Source organism: Nocardia sp. NPDC004604 (genome assembly GCF_040609795.1).
GTDB lineage: Bacteria > Actinomycetota > Actinomycetes > Mycobacteriales > Mycobacteriaceae > Nocardia.
In genome coordinates, this window is record NZ_JBEXLC010000092.1 from 1 (window position 1) to 15,749 (window position 15,749).

Here is a 15,749-nt window from a genome sequence, read left to right on the forward strand (position 1 = left end):
TTCCGCACCACCCGCACCGACCGCACCGGACCCTGCTGAACCATGCAACACCTCGACTCCCGTCAGTTGTTGCATCGACCGCGTGAACCCAAGGCGTATTCGACCGCCCTATGACTACGCTCGGCGAGAAGTCGAAGGGGTAGCGCAGCGATTTGGATGGCGCTAGCGCCGCGTGACGCGCTCGCGCCGGTAGACGGCCGGTGTCGCGCCGGTCCAGCGTTTGAAGGCGTAGATGAAGGTGGAGGATTCGGCATAGCCGAGCCGGATGGCCACATCGCTCACCGAAAGCGGTGTGGCGGTGAGCATCTCCTCGGCGAGTGCGCGGCGGACCTCATCCAGCAGCGCGCGATAGCTGGTGCCCGCCGCGTCGAGGTGGCGGCGCAGCGTGCGGGTGCTCATATTGAGATTCCGGGCGACGGTATCGATTCCGGGCGGTGCGGCGATTCCGTCGGCACCGCCGGGCACCAGCAGTTCGCGCACCTCGGCCGCGATGCCGGTACGGGCGCGGCGGCGGTCCACCAGATCCCGACACTGGGCCAGGCACATGGCCCAGGTGTGCTCATTCGCCTGCGGCAGTGGCTGTTCCAGCACAGCCGGATCGATGGCGAACAGATTCTGCCGTCGCCCGAACCGCGGTTGCACCTGGGTGAACTCCATGATCCGATCGACGTAGGTCGGCTCGGGAAAGCGGAATTCGGCCCTGGTGAGCGGCAACTGTCTGCCGATCAGGTCGCTCATGACCTGATGCATGGCGGTGACATCGCGTTCGACCAGGAACTGGCGCACATCGGCCGGAATGGATTCATCGTGCACCCACGCGACGAATTCGCCATCGCCCCACTCCGCGACCGGCAGGCAGAAGGTGAAGCTCAGCTCCAGATAGCGCAGGGCGAACGAGATCGCCTCACCCAGCGTCGGGCTGCTGACACAGGCGAAGCCGAAGATGCCGAAGGTGGTGATCCGATAGCGGCGGCCGATTTCGACACCGAGTGCGGGCGTATCGGCGAGTTCGCGGACGAGATTGCGGATCACCGCCAGCTCGGTCCGCGCATCGATCTGCACATCCGGATCGCGCAGCAGCGCCTCGGTCAGCCCGGTTCCAGCGAGCATGCGCGCGAGGGGCACGCCGTGCTCACCGGCGTAGCCGATCATCAGCGCCACGCTGGCAATGCCGCGCGGAAAGTTCCAGTCGCGGATGCCCGGATCCTGTACCCGCTCCACAGTCGACATTATGGCCGAAAATCTCGATAGGCTCCGTGGCGACTGCGTGTAGGTCGCTCGAAAGGGTCAGCCCCGATATGCCAGCCATGCTCGGCCGCGCGGTCCTAGAGTGGGATTCATACCGCATTGTGAGGAGTGTCACATGACAGCTGGCGAGCGGCCGTCGGTCATTGTCATCGGTGCCGGTTTCGGCGGCATCGGAATGGCAATCGAGTTGCGGCGCAATGGTTTCGACAATATCGCCATTCTGGAGCGGAGCACCGATATCGGCGGGGTCTGGCGGGAGAACACCTATCCCGGCGCCGCCTGCGATGTGCCGTCGCCGCTGTACTCGTTCTCCTATGAGCCCAAGCCGGACTGGCCGCAGCGCTACTCGGGACAGGCCGCGATCCACGATTATCTGCGCAGTGTCGCGAAGCGTCACCGGCTGCTCGCGGACATTCATTTCGGTGCCGAGGTGACCGAGGCCGAATTCGACGACGCCGCCGGCCGCTGGACCGTGCGCACCCGGGACGGCGCCGCCCGCACCGCCGACGTGCTGATCTCCGCGGTCGGCCAGCTGTCCCGGCCCGCCATGCCCAACATTCCCGGCATCGATTCCTTCACCGGCCAGGCCTTCCACTCCGCCGAATGGGATCACGGCGTCGAACTGACCGGCAAACGCGTCGCCTGCATCGGGACCGGCGCCAGCGCCATTCAATACATCCCGGAGATCCAGCCGAAGGTCGAACACCTCACGCTTTTCCAGCGCACACCGGCCTGGGTGCTGCCCAAATTCGATACCGATTACACCCCGATCCAGCACAAACTCTTCGCGCGACTGCCCGGCGCACTGCTCGCCGAACGCTTCGGCTGGTGGGCCATCACCGAATTCGTCGCGCTCGGCCTGGTCGAATACCCCTGGATCGCCCGGATGGTCGGCCGGATCGCGACCAAACATCTGGAAGAGCAAGTGCCGGATCCGGGACTGCGCGCCAAACTCACCCCCGACTATCCGATCGGATGTAAGCGCGGCCTGTTCTCCAATGACTACTACCCTGCCCTGACCGAGCCGAATGTGCGGGTCGAGACCACCGTGATCACCGAGATCGTGCCCAACGGCGTGCGTACCGCCGACGGCACCGTGCACGAGGCGGATGTGATCATCTACGGCACGGGATTCAAGGGCACCGAATTCCTCTGGCCCATGCACATTTACGGCCGCGCGGGCCGCAAACTGGCCGATGCCTGGGAGGGCGGCGCGCACGCCTACTACGGCATCACCGTGCCCGACTTCCCGAATCTGTTCCTGGTCTACGGACCCAACACCAATCTCGGCGTCGGCTCGATCATCTACATGATCGAATCGCAGGCCCGCTATATCCGTCAGGCCGTGCAACTGCTCGCCGCCCGCCCCGGCCATGTGCTCGAGGTGCGCCAGGAGGCGGAGGCGCAGTTCAATACCGCGGTTCAGCAGCGCCTCGCGCGTACGCCGTGGAACTTCTGCTCCAGCTGGTATCGCACCAGCTCGGGCCGCATCACCAATAATTGGCCGGGACGGCAACTGGCCTATCGTCGTCTCGTCCGCAAGCTCAGAGCCGACGATTACGAACTGACGCGGGTCGCGTGAGCGCAAGCACACAGTCTCCACAAAAAGACCACACGAACTCTGCACAGGAAGCTGGCAGACTTGTTTCGTGAGTGATCAGCCCGGCGCGAACCCCACCGAGCGAGCCATTGAGCGCGGACCGCTGCGCCCGATCGAGCTCGCCGCCGGTGCGGTGCTCGGTGGCGCCACCGTCGGACTGGTCACCGTCGGCGCGTTGATCCCGTTCGCCGCGGCCCTGCAGCTGGTCGCCGCGGTGCCGCTGGCCATGATCGCGCACCGCTATCGGCTCCGCGCCCTGATCACCGCGACCGGTGCGGCCGCATTGGTCAGCTTTGTCGCGGCTGGCCTGGTACCCGCATTCGGCATCATCAGCTCCGCGACCATCGGGGGCATCATCGGCACGGTGAAACGGCGGCGCGGCGGATTGTCCGCGGTGGTCGGGTTGTCGGTGCTCGCCGGTCTCGGGTTCGCGGCCTTCGCCGTCGGAACCCTGCTGGTGCTGTCCAGGTCGCGGACGCTGTTGTTCAGCACCATTCGCAGCACCGCCGACGGCCTGGAGCGGATCGCGGCGCAGCAAGCACAGCTGGAGCCGCTCGGACGTGGCATCGCCGATGCCGCCGACGCCGCGATTCGCTGGTGGTGGGCCCTGGTCGGCGGCGGCGTGCTGATGGGCATCATCGTGACGGCGGTGTTCTCCTGGTTCGTCCTCGGCTCGGTACTGGACCGGCTGGCCTGGCTGCCCAGCCACGATCGGCTCGACGCACCACCCGACGACCGGCCCATCGCGCCGCTGCCGGTGCGGCTGCGCGATGCCGGATTCCGCTATCCGGGCATGTCGGTGGACGCGCTGTCCGGGATCGATCTCACGGTTGACGTGGGCGAGTTCGTCGCCGTTGTCGGCCACAACGGATCCGGGAAGTCGACGCTGACCCGGCTGCTCGCGGGCCGCCCGCCGACCACGGGCAGTGTGGACCGCCCCGGCGCCGCTGGCCTCGGCCACCTCGGCGGCACCGCGCTGGTGCTGCAGCGGCCGGAGAGTCAGACCCTCGGCGTACTGGTCGCCGACGATGTGGTCTGGGGTCTGTCCACCGAACTCGCCGCCGCGGTCGATATCGACGGTCTGTTGCGCGAGGTCGGCCTGGACGGCATGGGCGATCGGGAGACCGCGACCCTGTCCGGCGGCCAGCAGCAGCGACTCGCGGTGGCCGCGGCGCTGGCCCGCCGCCCCATCCTGCTCATCGCCGATGAGGCCACCTCGATGATCGACCCGGACGGTCGCCGCGATCTGGTCGCACTGCTGGCCGAACTGCCGAAGCGCCACCGTATGGCGGTGGTGCTGGTGACCCATCACGAGGCCGATGCGGCCGCCGCCGATCGGGTGGTGCATCTGGCCGGTGGCCGGACCGTCGAACACCTGCCCGCCTGGCCGCAGCCGGTCTGCACGATCCGCCGCCGCCCGATGGGCGAGACCATTATGCGGCTGCGCGATGTCCGCCATACCTACAACCGCGGAACACCTTGGGCAGCACCGGCTCTGCACGGTGTCGACCTGACCGTGCGGCGCGGTGAGGCGCTGCTGGTGGTCGGCGGCAATGGATCCGGCAAGTCGACGCTGGCCTGGATCATGGCCGGGTTGATCCAACCCAGTTCCGGCCGTTGCGAAGTCGATGGCAAGCCGATCGCCAGGCAGATCGGCCGGGTCGAATTGGCGTTCCAGCACTCCCGGCTGCAATTGCAGAAGTCGACCGTCGGCGCCGAGATCGCGGACTGGGGCGGGCGCGCCACCGGTTCCGGTGCGGTCGGACGCGCACTGGACGCGGTGGGTCTGGATCGCGCACTCGCCGCACGGTCCATCGAGGAACTCAGCGGCGGACAGGCCAAGCGGGTGGTGCTCGCGGCCATCGTGGCCAGTCACGCACCGGTCGTGGTGCTCGACGAGCCGCTGGCTGGATTGGACCCCGAGGGCCGGGCCGATGTCGTGGAACTGCTGGCCCACCTGCGTGATTCCGGCCTCACCCTGATCGTCATCTCGCATGACGTGCGCGATATGGCCGCGGTCTGCGACCGCACCGTCCATCTGGAAGCCGGGCGCATCCTGGAGACCGACCCCGTCGTCGATGCCGCCGCGGTCGCGAACATGCCTGCGCACCAGCTGGATTCCCACGTCGCGCTGCCCCGACCACGCCCGGGCGATCCGGCTTGGCGGCTCGGGAACGGAGGACACTGATGAGTACCGTCCTGTTCCGCGAGGTACCGGTTTCCAGTCCGGTGCACCGCCTGTGGGCCGGAACCAAAATGATCGGGGTGTTCCTGATCAGCCTGGTGCTGATGTTCCTGCCGTCCTGGTGGGTGCTCGGCCTCATGGTGGTATTCCTGATCGCGATCGGCGCACTCGCCAAACTCCCGTTGAGCACGCTGCCGCGGCTACCGTGGTGGTTCTGGGCGGCGATCGGCGTCGGCGCGCTGTTGAATGTGCCGATCGGGACCGAGGCCGTACTGCGCTACACCAATGTCCTGGTCTTCGGCCTGGTCCTGCTGGCCGCCTCGTTCCTGATCGCATGGACCACCCCCATGGGCGATATCGCCCCGGCACTGGCCGGACTCGGTGCTCCACTGCGCAGACTCCGGGTGCCCGTCGACGAATTCGCCGTGGTCATCGCGCTCACGCTGCGCGGACTGCCGCTGCTGATAGAGGAGATCCGGGTGCTGCGGGCGGCACGACGGTTGCGCCCGCGCGACCGCGGGCTCTATCGCGCCGCCGATAATCCGCTCGTCGATATCCTCACCGCCGCCATGGCCGTATCCAGCCGCCGGGCAACCGAACTCGGCGAGGCCATTACCGCACGCGGCGGCACCGGACAGCTCACCGCCCGCCCCAACTCCCCCGGACGCAACGATGCGATAGCGCTGACCGCGGTCGTCGCGGTCTGCGTCGGCGCGGTCCTACTCGATCTGCTCACCTGATCGGCGATACTGGCCCGGTGCCGGACCACAACGACAACGTGCCCGCGTGGCAGCGCAAGACGGACGGAGAGTCCCGGGTCGCGGTGACGCTGTCCGTGTTGGTGATCGTCGGGTTGCAGTTCGGGCCGCTGAAGAAGCTCTGGCCGCAGCCCATTTGGCTGCTGCTGCCCGCACTCGAAACCCTGTTGCTCGGCGCACTGGTGGTGGTGAATCCGTTTCGGCTCAACCGGGAGGAGCGGTGGCTGCGCAATAGTGGCCTACTGCTGACCGGACTGCTGAGTCTGGCCACGGCGATCTCGGCCGGTCGTCTGGTGGCCGCACTGATCCGTTGGCCCCGGGGGTGGGCCTACGACCTCGAGAGCACCCTCAGCGATCCCGTGAACCTACTCGAGTTGGGCGGGGCGGTCTGGTTGACCAATGTGGTGGTATTCGGCCTCTGGTACTGGGAGTTCGATCGCGGCGGCCCCGCAGCCCGCGCCTATGCGCGAAAGCCGTTGCCGGACTTCCTGTTCGTCCAGATGCAGAACCCGGAGCTGACCGAAACCGAATGGGAGCCGGAGTTCTTCGACTATCTGTATCTGTCGTTCACCAATGCGACGGCGTTCAGCCCGACCGATGTGATGCCGATGTCGCGGTGGGCGAAGGCGATGATGATGGTGCAATCGGCGATTTCGCTGGTGCTGGTGATCTTGGTGATCGCCCGTGCCATCAACGTTCTGCAACCGCTCTGATGAGCGTATAGCCAAGAGCCATAGCAAGATTCGTCGTTACCGAGCAAAAATGCATGCCCCGAAAGGTATTCCTCGAAACCTTTCGTACACGGTACATTGTCATCGGAGTGCTGTTCTCTCGATCACATCGTGACTCTGCATAGCGCCGGGGGAGGATTTTCCGCGTGCGGAGTGTTGCTACGGCTTGCAAGAACTGATGAAGATTGGATCACCGGAATGATTCTCCGCAAGATCACCGCGGCCGCCGTGCCGATCGTCGCCGCGGTCGCGGTCGGCGCGGGCACGGCCTATGCGCAGCCGAGTGCCGCGCCCCTGCCCGATATCGGCTACGAGGCAAAACTGGTGGGCGACAAGATCGTCACCACGCTGACCAACGGATCGTTCCAGATGTCGGCGAACACAGTGGACATCAAGGACATCGCAGGCAATACGGTCGTCACGCTGCCGCTGTCGTTCCGACAGGACGGCTACGAATTCGCGCTACCGCATGAGGTCGAGGATGCGGGCCGGGTGCTGGAGTTGACCGCGGTCAAGGACTACACGCAGGCGCACCAGGTGGCGACGCCGATCGCGTCACCGCGGGAGAACATGCGCGCACAGGACAACTTCCTGTCCCAGTTCGGCATTGCCACCGCCATCGGCGGTTTTCTCGGCACGGTGATCGGCGCACTGGTCGGCCTCGCCGGCATCATCGGCGGACCGACGGTGATCGCCAGCGTCATCGCCGGTGCCGGGATCGGCGGCATCATCGGCACCATCGTGGTCGGCGGACCGGCACTGGTCATCGCGGGCATCGATCTGATCAGCACCCTCGCCGCTGCGCCCGGCACCACCAAATGGCAGGACCCGCCGGTCAGATAGGGTCGCGAACAGGCACTCCAGCCGCGGCGCGCGACGAATTCCCGTAGCGCGCCGCATCTTTCGCATTCATCGGTCATGACAGCCGGGGGCCACCGGTATACCGGCGAAGCGATCGGCGAGGAAGTCCATCGCACCGGGCGCCTCACCGAGGGCGGTCGCATCGTGTCCCGGCAGTGCCGAGTACACCGAGCTGATATCGGCACCCTGCGCGCAATACCGGCCGAGCAGGTCGGTGAATCCCGCAACGGGGATCACATCATCAGTTGTGCTGTGGTACAGGTACATCGGCGCGACCGGTGCACTGCCACCCAACTCCTGCGGGTCGGTCGCCGCCCGGAAGTACGGGTGGAAGAACACATCCGGCACGGTGGCGAAATCATCGACGTGCGCGTTGACGTACTTGACGACGAAATCCGGACCGCAGGCCGCCGCATCCTCGACCACCGCCGCGCGACCGCGCTCGTTGAGCAGTTCGAACACACCGGAATCCGGCTCGTTCTTCGCGATCGCACCCAGCACAAGCATGGCCAGCCCCGCCTGCGCGGTGCCGTCGACGCCACGGGCCATGGCCGGCCAATCCGCGGGCACCCCACCCGAAGTGATCCCCGCGAACTGGATATCGGGCGCGTACTCCGGTTGCAGCTGGGCCGCCCACAGGGTGGCGAAGGCACCGCCCGAGTAACCCCACGCGCCGATCGGACTCGCCGGTCCGACCCCGTCCGGCGCGAGCTCGCGAGCGGCACGGATCCCGTCGAGCACGGTGCGGCCGGATTCGGCGCCGTCGAGGAATCGGGAGTCCGGGCCCTCGTGGTCGCTGGCCACCACCGCCCAACCGCGCCGCAATGCCTCGGCGATGAACAGCGTATCGATATAGGTATTCGCAGCACCGAGATCCCAGCCACCGCGCAGCGCATACGATGGCGCGCACCGGGCGCCGAGACTGTCCTCGGCGATCTGATACGACAGCAGGGGCCGCTGGCCGGGACCGAACCAGGGCCAATTCGGGACCAGCACGGTGGCCATGCCCGGGATCGGCCAACCGTTCCCGTCATTGGTCCGGTACTGCACCTGCCAGGCCGAAACCGGAAGCGGCAGACCGTACAACGCGATCGAGCGGGTTCGCAGCATGGCACCGGCGGGGTATTCGCCGACGTCGGCCGGGGCCGCGTAGAACGGATCCTGGTCCGGGGTAGGCACCGCTCTGGCGACGGGTACGCAAGCGAACGCGACCATCGCGAGGATGATCGGTATCGCTGTGGGAGCTGATATTCGGTGACTTCCGACGAATGGTGCATGCAAATTTTTCATCGGGGCCTCCAGTGTTCCGACGCGGCGCGACGCACAACACGCCGGGAACGCGTCTGCGCCGACTTCCGCCCGAGCTCGAGTGCCATAAACGGTACTGCCTGATCAGAGGCCCCGGCAACGGTCATTCGGGGGCATCGGCGACGCCGCGCATGTCCGATTTCCGACATGGTTACAGTTGGGACGAAGCGGGCTCCGGCACGCTTCGAAAGTGGCTATCGCGCAACCGAAGCACCGTCTGGCCGTAACCCGGCCGTGACCGGCATCGAATAGGAGTGAGCTGACCATGCGGCATGGCAACGGACTGGACATTCCCGAAGGACTCGCCGATGTGTGCGCGCCGCACCGCATGGCGGTGATCGTCTACGACATGCAGGTCGGCGTACTCTCCCAATTGCCGGACGGCCCCGAGATCATCGAGCGGGTAGCGCGCATTGTCGAGGCGGCCCGGCGCGGCGGCTATCCGATCATCTTCCTGCGGCATTTCTTCCTGCCGCGCCGACTCAGCGGGACCTTCGCGCTACGAATGGCAATGAGCTGGCAGCAGGTCGATTCCGTGGACGATGTGAAGTTCATCCTGCAGCGCGACACCCCGGCCTTCGAACTGGTCCCGGAGCTGCGGCCGACGGCGGACGAGGTGATCTTCGACAAGACCTCGATGTCGGCATTCGAGGGCACCCCCTTGGCCGCGGTGCTGCGCGATCTCGGCATCGGTGCATACGCGATCACCGGCGTCGCACTGGAGATCGGCATCGCACCGACGGTCACCCATTCCACCGATCTCGGCTTCGTGCCGGTGATCATCAGCGATGCCGTCGGCGGCCGCGATAAGGAGGCGATGGCGCGGGCCTACGACGAATTCGAATTCCAGGGACATGCCATGGTCACCGACAGCGCGACCATCATTCCGCTGCTGGCCCGCGAACAGAGCTGACCGACCGCGTGCGGCTGGCGGATCGGCAGATCCGATCCGCCAGCGGCGAACTCAGCTGTCCTTGTGGATGGCCTTCTTCGCGGCGTCCTGCGCCGCGTCGACCTGGTTCGCGAACTTGCCGTCGGTCTGCTTGTCGACGAGATCGCCCACCTTATCGATGGCGGTATCCACCTTGTCCGCATGCTGCTGAGCCAGGTCCATGGCCTTATTCGCCAGATTCTTGAAATCCACCGCGCACTCCTCGTTTTCGAGCCGACACAACCGCGAACTCACGATACCCAGCGAATACCCGAATCAACCGGCAAACCATCAGCGACCACCGTCACACTCGGTTCGCCGACCGATCAGCCGACCCAGGCGGGATGCCAGAGGCGACCGGTCTCGGTCCAGTTCATGAAGCGCACGGTCCCACCGAGTTTCGGCGTCACCCACACCGCGTCCTCGCGTTCCTCGGCGGTGAGGTCATTGTCGAACGGGGTGGTCTTGCGCCCCAACCTGCCGAGCCGCTCGGCCAGATCGCGCATGACCGGCTCGCTGAAACCGGTGCCGACTCGCCCCACGTAGTACAGCCTGCCGTCATGCGGTATGCCGACCAGCAGCGATTTGAAGTTGCGGGCGTCGCTGCGCCGCCAACCGCCGATCAGTACCTCCTGGGTGCGCCAGTTGCGCTGCTTCACCCACGAATGTCCGCGCTTGCCGGGCAGATACACCGAATCCCGGCGCTTGGCGACCACACCCTCCATCCGCTGCTCCTGACTCTGGCGCAGCGCATCGGCGCCGGAGCCGTCCAGTCGCGGCGGCACGATCAGCGAGGGCGCGTTCGCGGCGAGCGCCTCGAGCACCCGCCGACGGTCCGAATACCGTTTGCGGATCAGCGAGGTCCCGTCCAGATACAGCACATCGAAGGCGACGAACACGGCACGGGCCGCATCTGCCTGCAGCAGACCGAGATTGGCCACTCCGTGATCGTCGAACACCACGGCCTCGCCGTCGAGGACCACATCATGGTCGGCCAATTCGGTGGCGAGCACCGCGATCCCGGGATAGCGATCGGTCACCGTATTACCCCGTCGGCTGCGCAATGTCAGTGCGCCGGAGGAGATTTCGGCGATCAGCCGGAAGCCGTCCCATTTGGTTTCGAAGCACCACTCGGCATCGTCGAGCTCGCCGACCTCGCCCGCGGTCGCGAGCATCGGCGCGAGGCCACGTGGCAGCGGCACCGGCCCAGCGGGTTTCGGCACGATGATCGCGGCGAGCGGTCCGACCGGACCGCTGGCGGGCCGCTGTGCACCATCATCCGATCCGTCCTCCTGCGGCGACTGCTCACGCATCAGATGCATCAGCCACTGGGTGCCATTGGTCCGGATCAGTGCGTAGCGACCCCGCAACCGCTCGCCGTGAAAGGTGACGATGACCTCGTCCGGGCGCCACTTCTCGGTCTCGTACGTGCCGGAATCCCAGATGGTCATCTCCCCCGCACCGTACTGTCCCTTCGGAATTGCACCGTGAAAGTCCAGGTACTCCAGCGGATGATCCTCGGTATGCACAGCGAGCCGGTTCTGTTTCGGGGTGGTCGGCGGGCCCTTCGGCACCGCCCATGACACCAGCACACCATCACGTTCCAATCGCACGTCCCAATGCAGCCGCCGCGCGTGGTGCTCCTGGACGACGAAGCGATTGTTCGCACCGGGCGTCGGCGCTTCGGACGGCACCGGTTCCGGAGTCGCCGCCGCATCGCGCATCGATCGGTACTTCGTCAACGCGTCGGCCATCGGCGGATCCAGTTCGGCGAGTAGATCGCCGCCATCGCGCCAGCGGGCGAGCACCTCATCGAACCGCAAGTGCCGCAGCGTCTTCCGGTTCTCGATCTCGGACCAGGCGCGCGGTGCGGCCGCATTCGGTTCGGCCCGGCCGCGCAGCGAATACGGTGCGATGGTGGTCTTGGACGGATTGTTCTGACTCCAGTCCAGGAAGACCTTCCCGCCGCGCGCCGATTTCGCCATCGTCGCGGTCACCAGATCCGGATGCAGCTTTTCCAGATTCGTCGCCACCTGCTTGGCCACGGTGGACGCGCCACCCGGACTCAACTCCCGGTCCAAGGGGACATAGATATGAATTCCCTTGCTACCACTGGTAACCGGGAACGCGTGCAGCCCGATGCCCTCGACCATATCGCGCACGGCCAGCGCGACCTGCGCGCATTCGGCAAGTCCGGCGCCGGGACCGGGATCGAGGTCGAAGACCAGCCGGGTGGCCGGGCCGACCCGGTCACCGTCGAAACGCCATTGCGGCACATGGACTTCCAGCGCCGCCTGCTGCCCGATCCAGGCCAGTCCGGCCTCGGAATCGATGACCGGATAGACGACTTTACGACCGGAATGCTCGATGCCGTGGCGCTCCAGCCACGACGGTGCGTGTTCGGCGAGATTCTTTTCGAAGAAGGGTGGTTCGTCGACCCCATTGGGCCAGCGCTTGCGGGTGACCGGCCGCCCCGCGATATGCGGCAGCATGGCGGGCGCGATGGCCGTGTAGTACGCGATGACCTCGCCCTTGGTGGTTCCGGTCGCCGGATACAGCACCTTGTCGAGGTTGCTCAATTCAACCTCTATGCCCGACCGGCCCGGGCCGCCACCGAATTCCCGGCGGGTCACCATAACTGAAGTTTAGGGGCGGGGACCGACAGAAACCGGTCCCCGCCACAGATCAGGCCGGTGGTTGTCCCGGTTCCTCGGGCGCGGCGGCGGGCGGCTCCGTCGGCTTGGCGGCGGGCGGCTCCGCTGGCTCGGCGGCAGGCGGCTCCTCCGACGCGGCGGCAGGCGATGCGGTTTGATCCGACGGGACCGCCTTCTTGGCGGCCTCGGACACCTTGCCGATCTTGTCGGTGTATTTGTGGCCGGTCTTCTCGTCGATGAAGCTACCGGCCTTGTCGACCGCTTCGTTGATCTTGTCGGCGTTCTTGGCCGCCGCATCCTTACCCTTGCCGACCAGATCTTTCAGGGTGTCCACGAGACTCATGCCTGCATTCCTTCCTGTCGACGAACCGCAGAAATGTTCACCCCATATCCTCCCACCAGAAATCACCGGTGGGCAGGCCATTGGGATCGACGCGCTGTCCCGGCATGGGCACCGCGACCGCGGTACCGGCCGCCCTGGCCGCCTCGACCATCCGGCGTACCGGCTCCGACCACCCGTGGAAGGCCAGATTGAAGGTCGCCCAGTGGATGGGCACCAGTAGCCCGTGCCCGGGATCGCCGACACACAGATCGGCGTGCGCCCGAACCGCCTCCTCCGGGTTCATATGCACATCCGGCCACGCCTCGTCGTATGCCCCGATCGGCAAGAGCGTCAGATCGAATGGGCCGAGCGCGGCACCGGCCTCGGCGAAAGCCTTGGTATATCCGGTGTCACCGCCGAAATACACCCGACGGGTCGGGCCGACAATGGACCAGGACGCCCACAGCGTGGTGTTGCGCACCAGTCCGCGACCGGAGAAGTGCCGCGCCTCGGTGCAGGTGAGCACCAGATCGCTGCCATCACGCTCGCGCCCCAGTGATGCGAGGGAAATCGAACCGCCCCAATCCAATTCGACGATCCGATGCTCCGGCACACCCCAGTGCCGCAGATGCGCTCCGATGCCGATCGGCACCAGAAAGGGCGCGGCCTGGCCGAGTACCAGCTGGCGAATGGTGGCCTTGTCCAGATGGTCGTAGTGATCGTGCGAGATGAGCACCGCGTCCACCGGCGGCAGCTCCGCCAGCGACATCGGTACCGGGTGCAGCCGGGCCGGACCGACCAGCGGGGACGGCGAAACCCGTTCACTCCATACCGGATCGGCGAGGATCCGGTACCCGTCCACCTCGATCAGGGCCGACGCGTGCCCGTACCAGGTGACCGCGAGATCGGCGGCCTCGGTCGGCACCTCGGGGGTCGCCAGCGGGACCGCGCCGCGCGGACGACCGGCGTTGCGCCGGGTCAGCGCCGAAAACAGCAGGGACGGAGCCGCACCCGAGACGAACTGGGTGCTCGGCTCGGTGTTGTGGAACTGCCGATTGCGATAGCTCACCGCGCCGGCGGCATAGGGCTGGATGGCATTGATCGATGCGCCGATCGCGGAGGGGATATCCCAGACCGCGCGCACCACCCAGGTGATGCCGACCGCGCCCGCCGCCGCTGCGAGAAGTTTTCCCGGTTTCATTATCGCCCCACGAATTTCGCCGGACGCTTCTGTTGCCTGGCCAATCGTCCCTCCTGGGCGTCCTGACTGGTCCACGCCGCCTCCAGCGCCGCGCGCTGCTGCGCATTGTCCGGGTCGCGGGTGCCGTCGTCGTTGAGTACCAGTTTCAAATGACGTAGCGATAGCGGCGCCAGTTCGGCAATCGATTTGGCCCAGTCCTGCGCATCGGCCAGGGTGCCGAGCCGGTTGGCGAAGCCGAAGGTATAGGCGTCGGCCGCCGATACCGATTCCGCGCCGAGCAGTATGGTCCGGGCCGGACCGCCGCCGATCAGCGATACCAGCCGCCGCACGGTCCAGCGGTCGACGGTAATGCCCAGCTTGGCGGCCGGGATGGCGATATAGGCGTCGGGTTCGACGACCCGCAGATCCGAGGCCAGCGCGATCTGCAAGCCAGCGCCGATGGCGGCGCCATTGATCGCCGCGATCACCGGGACCGGTGCCGATTCGATGGTGTGCAGCATGTCGAGCAGGGCACCGAGGAAGTCGTCCGAGTGGACGCCGGACAGGTCCGCGCCCGCACTGAAGATCGGTCCCTGGCCGGTGAGCACGATCACCCTGGCATCCTCGGCCGCGGTCGACACCGCATCTCGCAACCGCGAGACGAGTTCGATGTTGAGCGCATTACGCCGCGCCTCGCGCTGTAGCTCGATGGTGACAACACCATCATCGCGGCTAACTCCGAGCATGCATACTCCCCAGCTGACCGGTTCTAGTGGTTACATCAACTCTGCCACAGGTGGCGGCACATACCGACCATGCCGATACGATCTCCGCTTGTGCCGACAGACTTCTCCATCCTGGTGATCGGTGCTGGTCAGGCCGGGCTGTCGACCGGCTACCACCTGCAGCGTCTCGGATTGCGCCCCGAACAGGACTTCCTCATCGTCGATCATGCGCCGGGACCCGGCGGAGCCTGGCAATTTCGCTGGCCATCGCTGACGCTGACCACCGTCAATCGGGTACACGATCTGCCGGGGATGTCGTTCGCCGAGACATTGCCGCCCGATTCCGATGCCGTACCCGCGGCGACCGCGGTGCCGCGCTATTACGAGCTCTACGAGAAGCGCTTCGATCTGCGGGTCCACCGCCCGGTTTCGGTGACCGTGGTCTGCGACCGCAATGCGGACGGAACCCCCTGCGCCGCAGGCCCGGACCTCGCGGCCGGGCGCGGCACGACGCTGAATGTCGAGACCGATGCCGCGGGCACCATCCGGGTGCGCGGCCTGATCAATGGCACCGGCACCTGGGAGCGTCCCTTCATCCCGCACTATCCGGGCGCGGAGACCTTCACCGGACGGCAGCTGCACACCCACGACTACCGCACCGCCGACGAATTCGCTGGTAAGCATGTCGTCGTGGTCGGCGGCGGGGTGTCGGCGGTCCAGTTGCTCGACGAGATCTCGCAGGTCACCACCACCACCTGGGTGACACGGCGGGAACCGGTATTCCGCGATGGGCCGTTCGCCGAGGCGGATGGCCGCGCCGCCGTCGCCATTGTGGAGGACCGGGTGCGGCGCGGGCTGCCGCCGGGTTCGGTGGTCTCGGTCACCGGACTGCGACTCGACGATCGGGTGCGTGCCGCGCACGCCCGTGGTGCGCTGACCCGGCGGCCGATGTTCGCGAGCATCGAACCGAATGGGGTGCGCTGGGCCGACGGTTCGTTCCAACCGGCCGATGTGATCCTGTGGGCGACCGGATTCCGCAGTTCACTGGACCATTTGGCGCCAATGCGCCTGCGCGGCCCCGGCGGCGGCATCACCATGACCGGCCGCCTCGCCACTCAGGTAGCGGTCGACCCGCGCATTCATCTGATCGGCTACGGCCCGTCGGCGAGCACCATCGGCGCCAACCGAGCCGGACGCGCAGCCGCCCAGGAACTCACCGAGTACCTGGGGTTGCAATAGCGCGAGG

At 66.6% G+C, this 15,749-nt stretch carries 14 protein-coding genes; 7 read left to right on the forward strand and 7 right to left on the reverse strand.

Annotated features, from left to right (window positions below; all coding sequences use genetic code 11):
- Positions 1–162: 162 nt before the first annotated feature.
- The gene (locus tag ABZW16_RS28585; protein WP_354959168.1) at positions 163–1,230 is read right to left on the reverse strand and encodes an AraC family transcriptional regulator; all 1,068 of its coding nucleotides are present in this window, start codon (positions 1,228–1,230) and stop codon (positions 163–165) included.
- A gap of 133 nt (positions 1,231–1,363) precedes the next feature.
- On the opposite strand from ABZW16_RS28585, the gene ABZW16_RS28590 reads away from it, so the two are divergent.
- The 5 genes from ABZW16_RS28590 (at position 1,364) to ABZW16_RS28610 (ending at position 7,365) form a co-directional block, all read left to right on the forward strand.
- Complete coding sequence (locus ABZW16_RS28590; protein ID WP_354959169.1) at positions 1,364–2,830, forward strand: NAD(P)/FAD-dependent oxidoreductase; 1,467 nt, start codon at positions 1,364–1,366, stop codon at positions 2,828–2,830.
- 67 nt (positions 2,831–2,897) lie between these two features.
- Positions 2,898–5,036, forward strand: coding sequence for an ATP-binding cassette domain-containing protein (locus tag ABZW16_RS28595; protein ID WP_354959170.1), 2,139 nt, complete (start codon positions 2,898–2,900; stop codon positions 5,034–5,036).
- The gene (locus tag ABZW16_RS28600) at positions 5,036–5,773 is read left to right on the forward strand and encodes an energy-coupling factor transporter transmembrane protein EcfT (protein ID WP_354959171.1); all 738 of its coding nucleotides are present in this window, start codon (positions 5,036–5,038) and stop codon (positions 5,771–5,773) included. Before ABZW16_RS28595 ends, ABZW16_RS28600 begins: the two co-directional genes overlap by 1 nt.
- A 17-nt stretch (positions 5,774–5,790) precedes the next feature.
- A complete protein-coding gene (locus ABZW16_RS28605) occupies positions 5,791–6,504 on the forward strand; it encodes a hypothetical protein (protein WP_354959172.1) in 714 nt (237 codons plus the stop codon).
- A 216-nt stretch (positions 6,505–6,720) separates the two neighbouring features.
- Positions 6,721–7,365 carry an ammonium transporter gene (locus ABZW16_RS28610; RefSeq protein WP_354959173.1) on the forward strand — a complete coding sequence of 215 codons (645 nt, stop codon included), beginning with the start codon at positions 6,721–6,723 and terminating at the stop codon, positions 7,363–7,365.
- A 66-nt stretch (positions 7,366–7,431) separates the two neighbouring features.
- On the opposite strand, the gene ABZW16_RS28615 is transcribed toward ABZW16_RS28610, so the two are convergent.
- On the reverse strand, positions 7,432–8,598 hold the full coding sequence (locus ABZW16_RS28615; RefSeq protein ID WP_354959174.1) for a lipase family protein: 1,167 nt from the start codon (positions 8,596–8,598) through the stop codon (positions 7,432–7,434).
- Positions 8,599–8,956: 358 nt separating this feature from the next.
- Here ABZW16_RS28615 and ABZW16_RS28620 point away from each other — a divergent pair, with 358 nt between their 5' ends.
- Positions 8,957–9,604 (forward strand): isochorismatase family cysteine hydrolase, encoded by a 648-nt coding sequence (locus tag ABZW16_RS28620; protein WP_354959175.1) that lies wholly within the window; start codon positions 8,957–8,959, stop codon positions 9,602–9,604.
- A 51-nt stretch (positions 9,605–9,655) separates the two neighbouring features.
- Here the strand turns inward: ABZW16_RS28620 and ABZW16_RS28625 are convergent, their stop codons facing one another.
- The 5 genes from ABZW16_RS28625 to ABZW16_RS28645 all read right to left on the reverse strand — a co-directional run bounded on the left by ABZW16_RS28625 (position 9,656) and on the right by ABZW16_RS28645 (position 14,524).
- Complete coding sequence (locus tag ABZW16_RS28625) at positions 9,656–9,835, reverse strand: antitoxin (protein WP_354959176.1); 180 nt, start codon at positions 9,833–9,835, stop codon at positions 9,656–9,658.
- Between the two features lie 113 nt (positions 9,836–9,948).
- Positions 9,949–12,258, reverse strand: a complete 2,310-nt coding sequence (locus ABZW16_RS28630) for an ATP-dependent DNA ligase (RefSeq protein ID WP_354959177.1) — start codon at positions 12,256–12,258, stop codon at positions 9,949–9,951.
- Positions 12,259–12,307: 49 nt separating this feature from the next.
- Entirely contained in the window at positions 12,308–12,619 is a 312-nt protein-coding gene (locus ABZW16_RS28635) for an antitoxin (protein WP_354959178.1), read from the reverse strand.
- Between the two features lie 37 nt (positions 12,620–12,656).
- Positions 12,657–13,799 (reverse strand): MBL fold metallo-hydrolase, encoded by a 1,143-nt coding sequence (locus ABZW16_RS28640; RefSeq protein ID WP_354959179.1) that lies wholly within the window; start codon positions 13,797–13,799, stop codon positions 12,657–12,659.
- The gene (locus ABZW16_RS28645; protein WP_354959180.1) at positions 13,799–14,524 is read right to left on the reverse strand and encodes an enoyl-CoA hydratase; all 726 of its coding nucleotides are present in this window, start codon (positions 14,522–14,524) and stop codon (positions 13,799–13,801) included. The genes ABZW16_RS28640 and ABZW16_RS28645 overlap by 1 nt, the downstream gene beginning before the upstream one ends.
- Before the next feature lie 90 nt (positions 14,525–14,614).
- Here ABZW16_RS28645 and ABZW16_RS28650 point away from each other — a divergent pair, with 90 nt between their 5' ends.
- Positions 14,615–15,742 carry an NAD(P)-binding domain-containing protein gene (locus ABZW16_RS28650; RefSeq protein ID WP_354959181.1) on the forward strand — a complete coding sequence of 376 codons (1,128 nt, stop codon included), beginning with the start codon at positions 14,615–14,617 and terminating at the stop codon, positions 15,740–15,742.
- Positions 15,743–15,749 lie beyond the last annotated feature (7 nt).

Excerpts from the sequence above, each read along its gene's own strand:
- ABZW16_RS28585 (WP_354959168.1), bottom strand. The coding sequence starts at position 1,230 with ATGTCGACTGTGGAGCGGGTACAGGATCCGGGCATCCGCGACTGGAAC.
- ABZW16_RS28590 (WP_354959169.1), top strand. The coding sequence starts at position 1,364 with ATGACAGCTGGCGAGCGGCCGTCGGTCATTGTCATCGGTGCCGGTTTC.
- ABZW16_RS28600 (WP_354959171.1), top strand. The coding sequence starts at position 5,036 with ATGAGTACCGTCCTGTTCCGCGAGGTACCGGTTTCCAGTCCGGTGCAC.
- ABZW16_RS28610 (WP_354959173.1), top strand. The coding sequence starts at position 6,721 with ATGATTCTCCGCAAGATCACCGCGGCCGCCGTGCCGATCGTCGCCGCG.
- ABZW16_RS28615 (WP_354959174.1), bottom strand. The coding sequence starts at position 8,598 with ATGGTCGCGTTCGCTTGCGTACCCGTCGCCAGAGCGGTGCCTACCCCG.
- ABZW16_RS28620 (WP_354959175.1), top strand. The coding sequence starts at position 8,957 with ATGCGGCATGGCAACGGACTGGACATTCCCGAAGGACTCGCCGATGTG.
- ABZW16_RS28630 (WP_354959177.1), bottom strand. The coding sequence starts at position 12,258 with ATGGTGACCCGCCGGGAATTCGGTGGCGGCCCGGGCCGGTCGGGCATA.
- ABZW16_RS28635 (WP_354959178.1), bottom strand. The coding sequence starts at position 12,619 with ATGAGTCTCGTGGACACCCTGAAAGATCTGGTCGGCAAGGGTAAGGAT.
- ABZW16_RS28640 (WP_354959179.1), bottom strand. The coding sequence starts at position 13,799 with ATGAAACCGGGAAAACTTCTCGCAGCGGCGGCGGGCGCGGTCGGCATC.
- ABZW16_RS28645 (WP_354959180.1), bottom strand. The coding sequence starts at position 14,524 with ATGCTCGGAGTTAGCCGCGATGATGGTGTTGTCACCATCGAGCTACAG.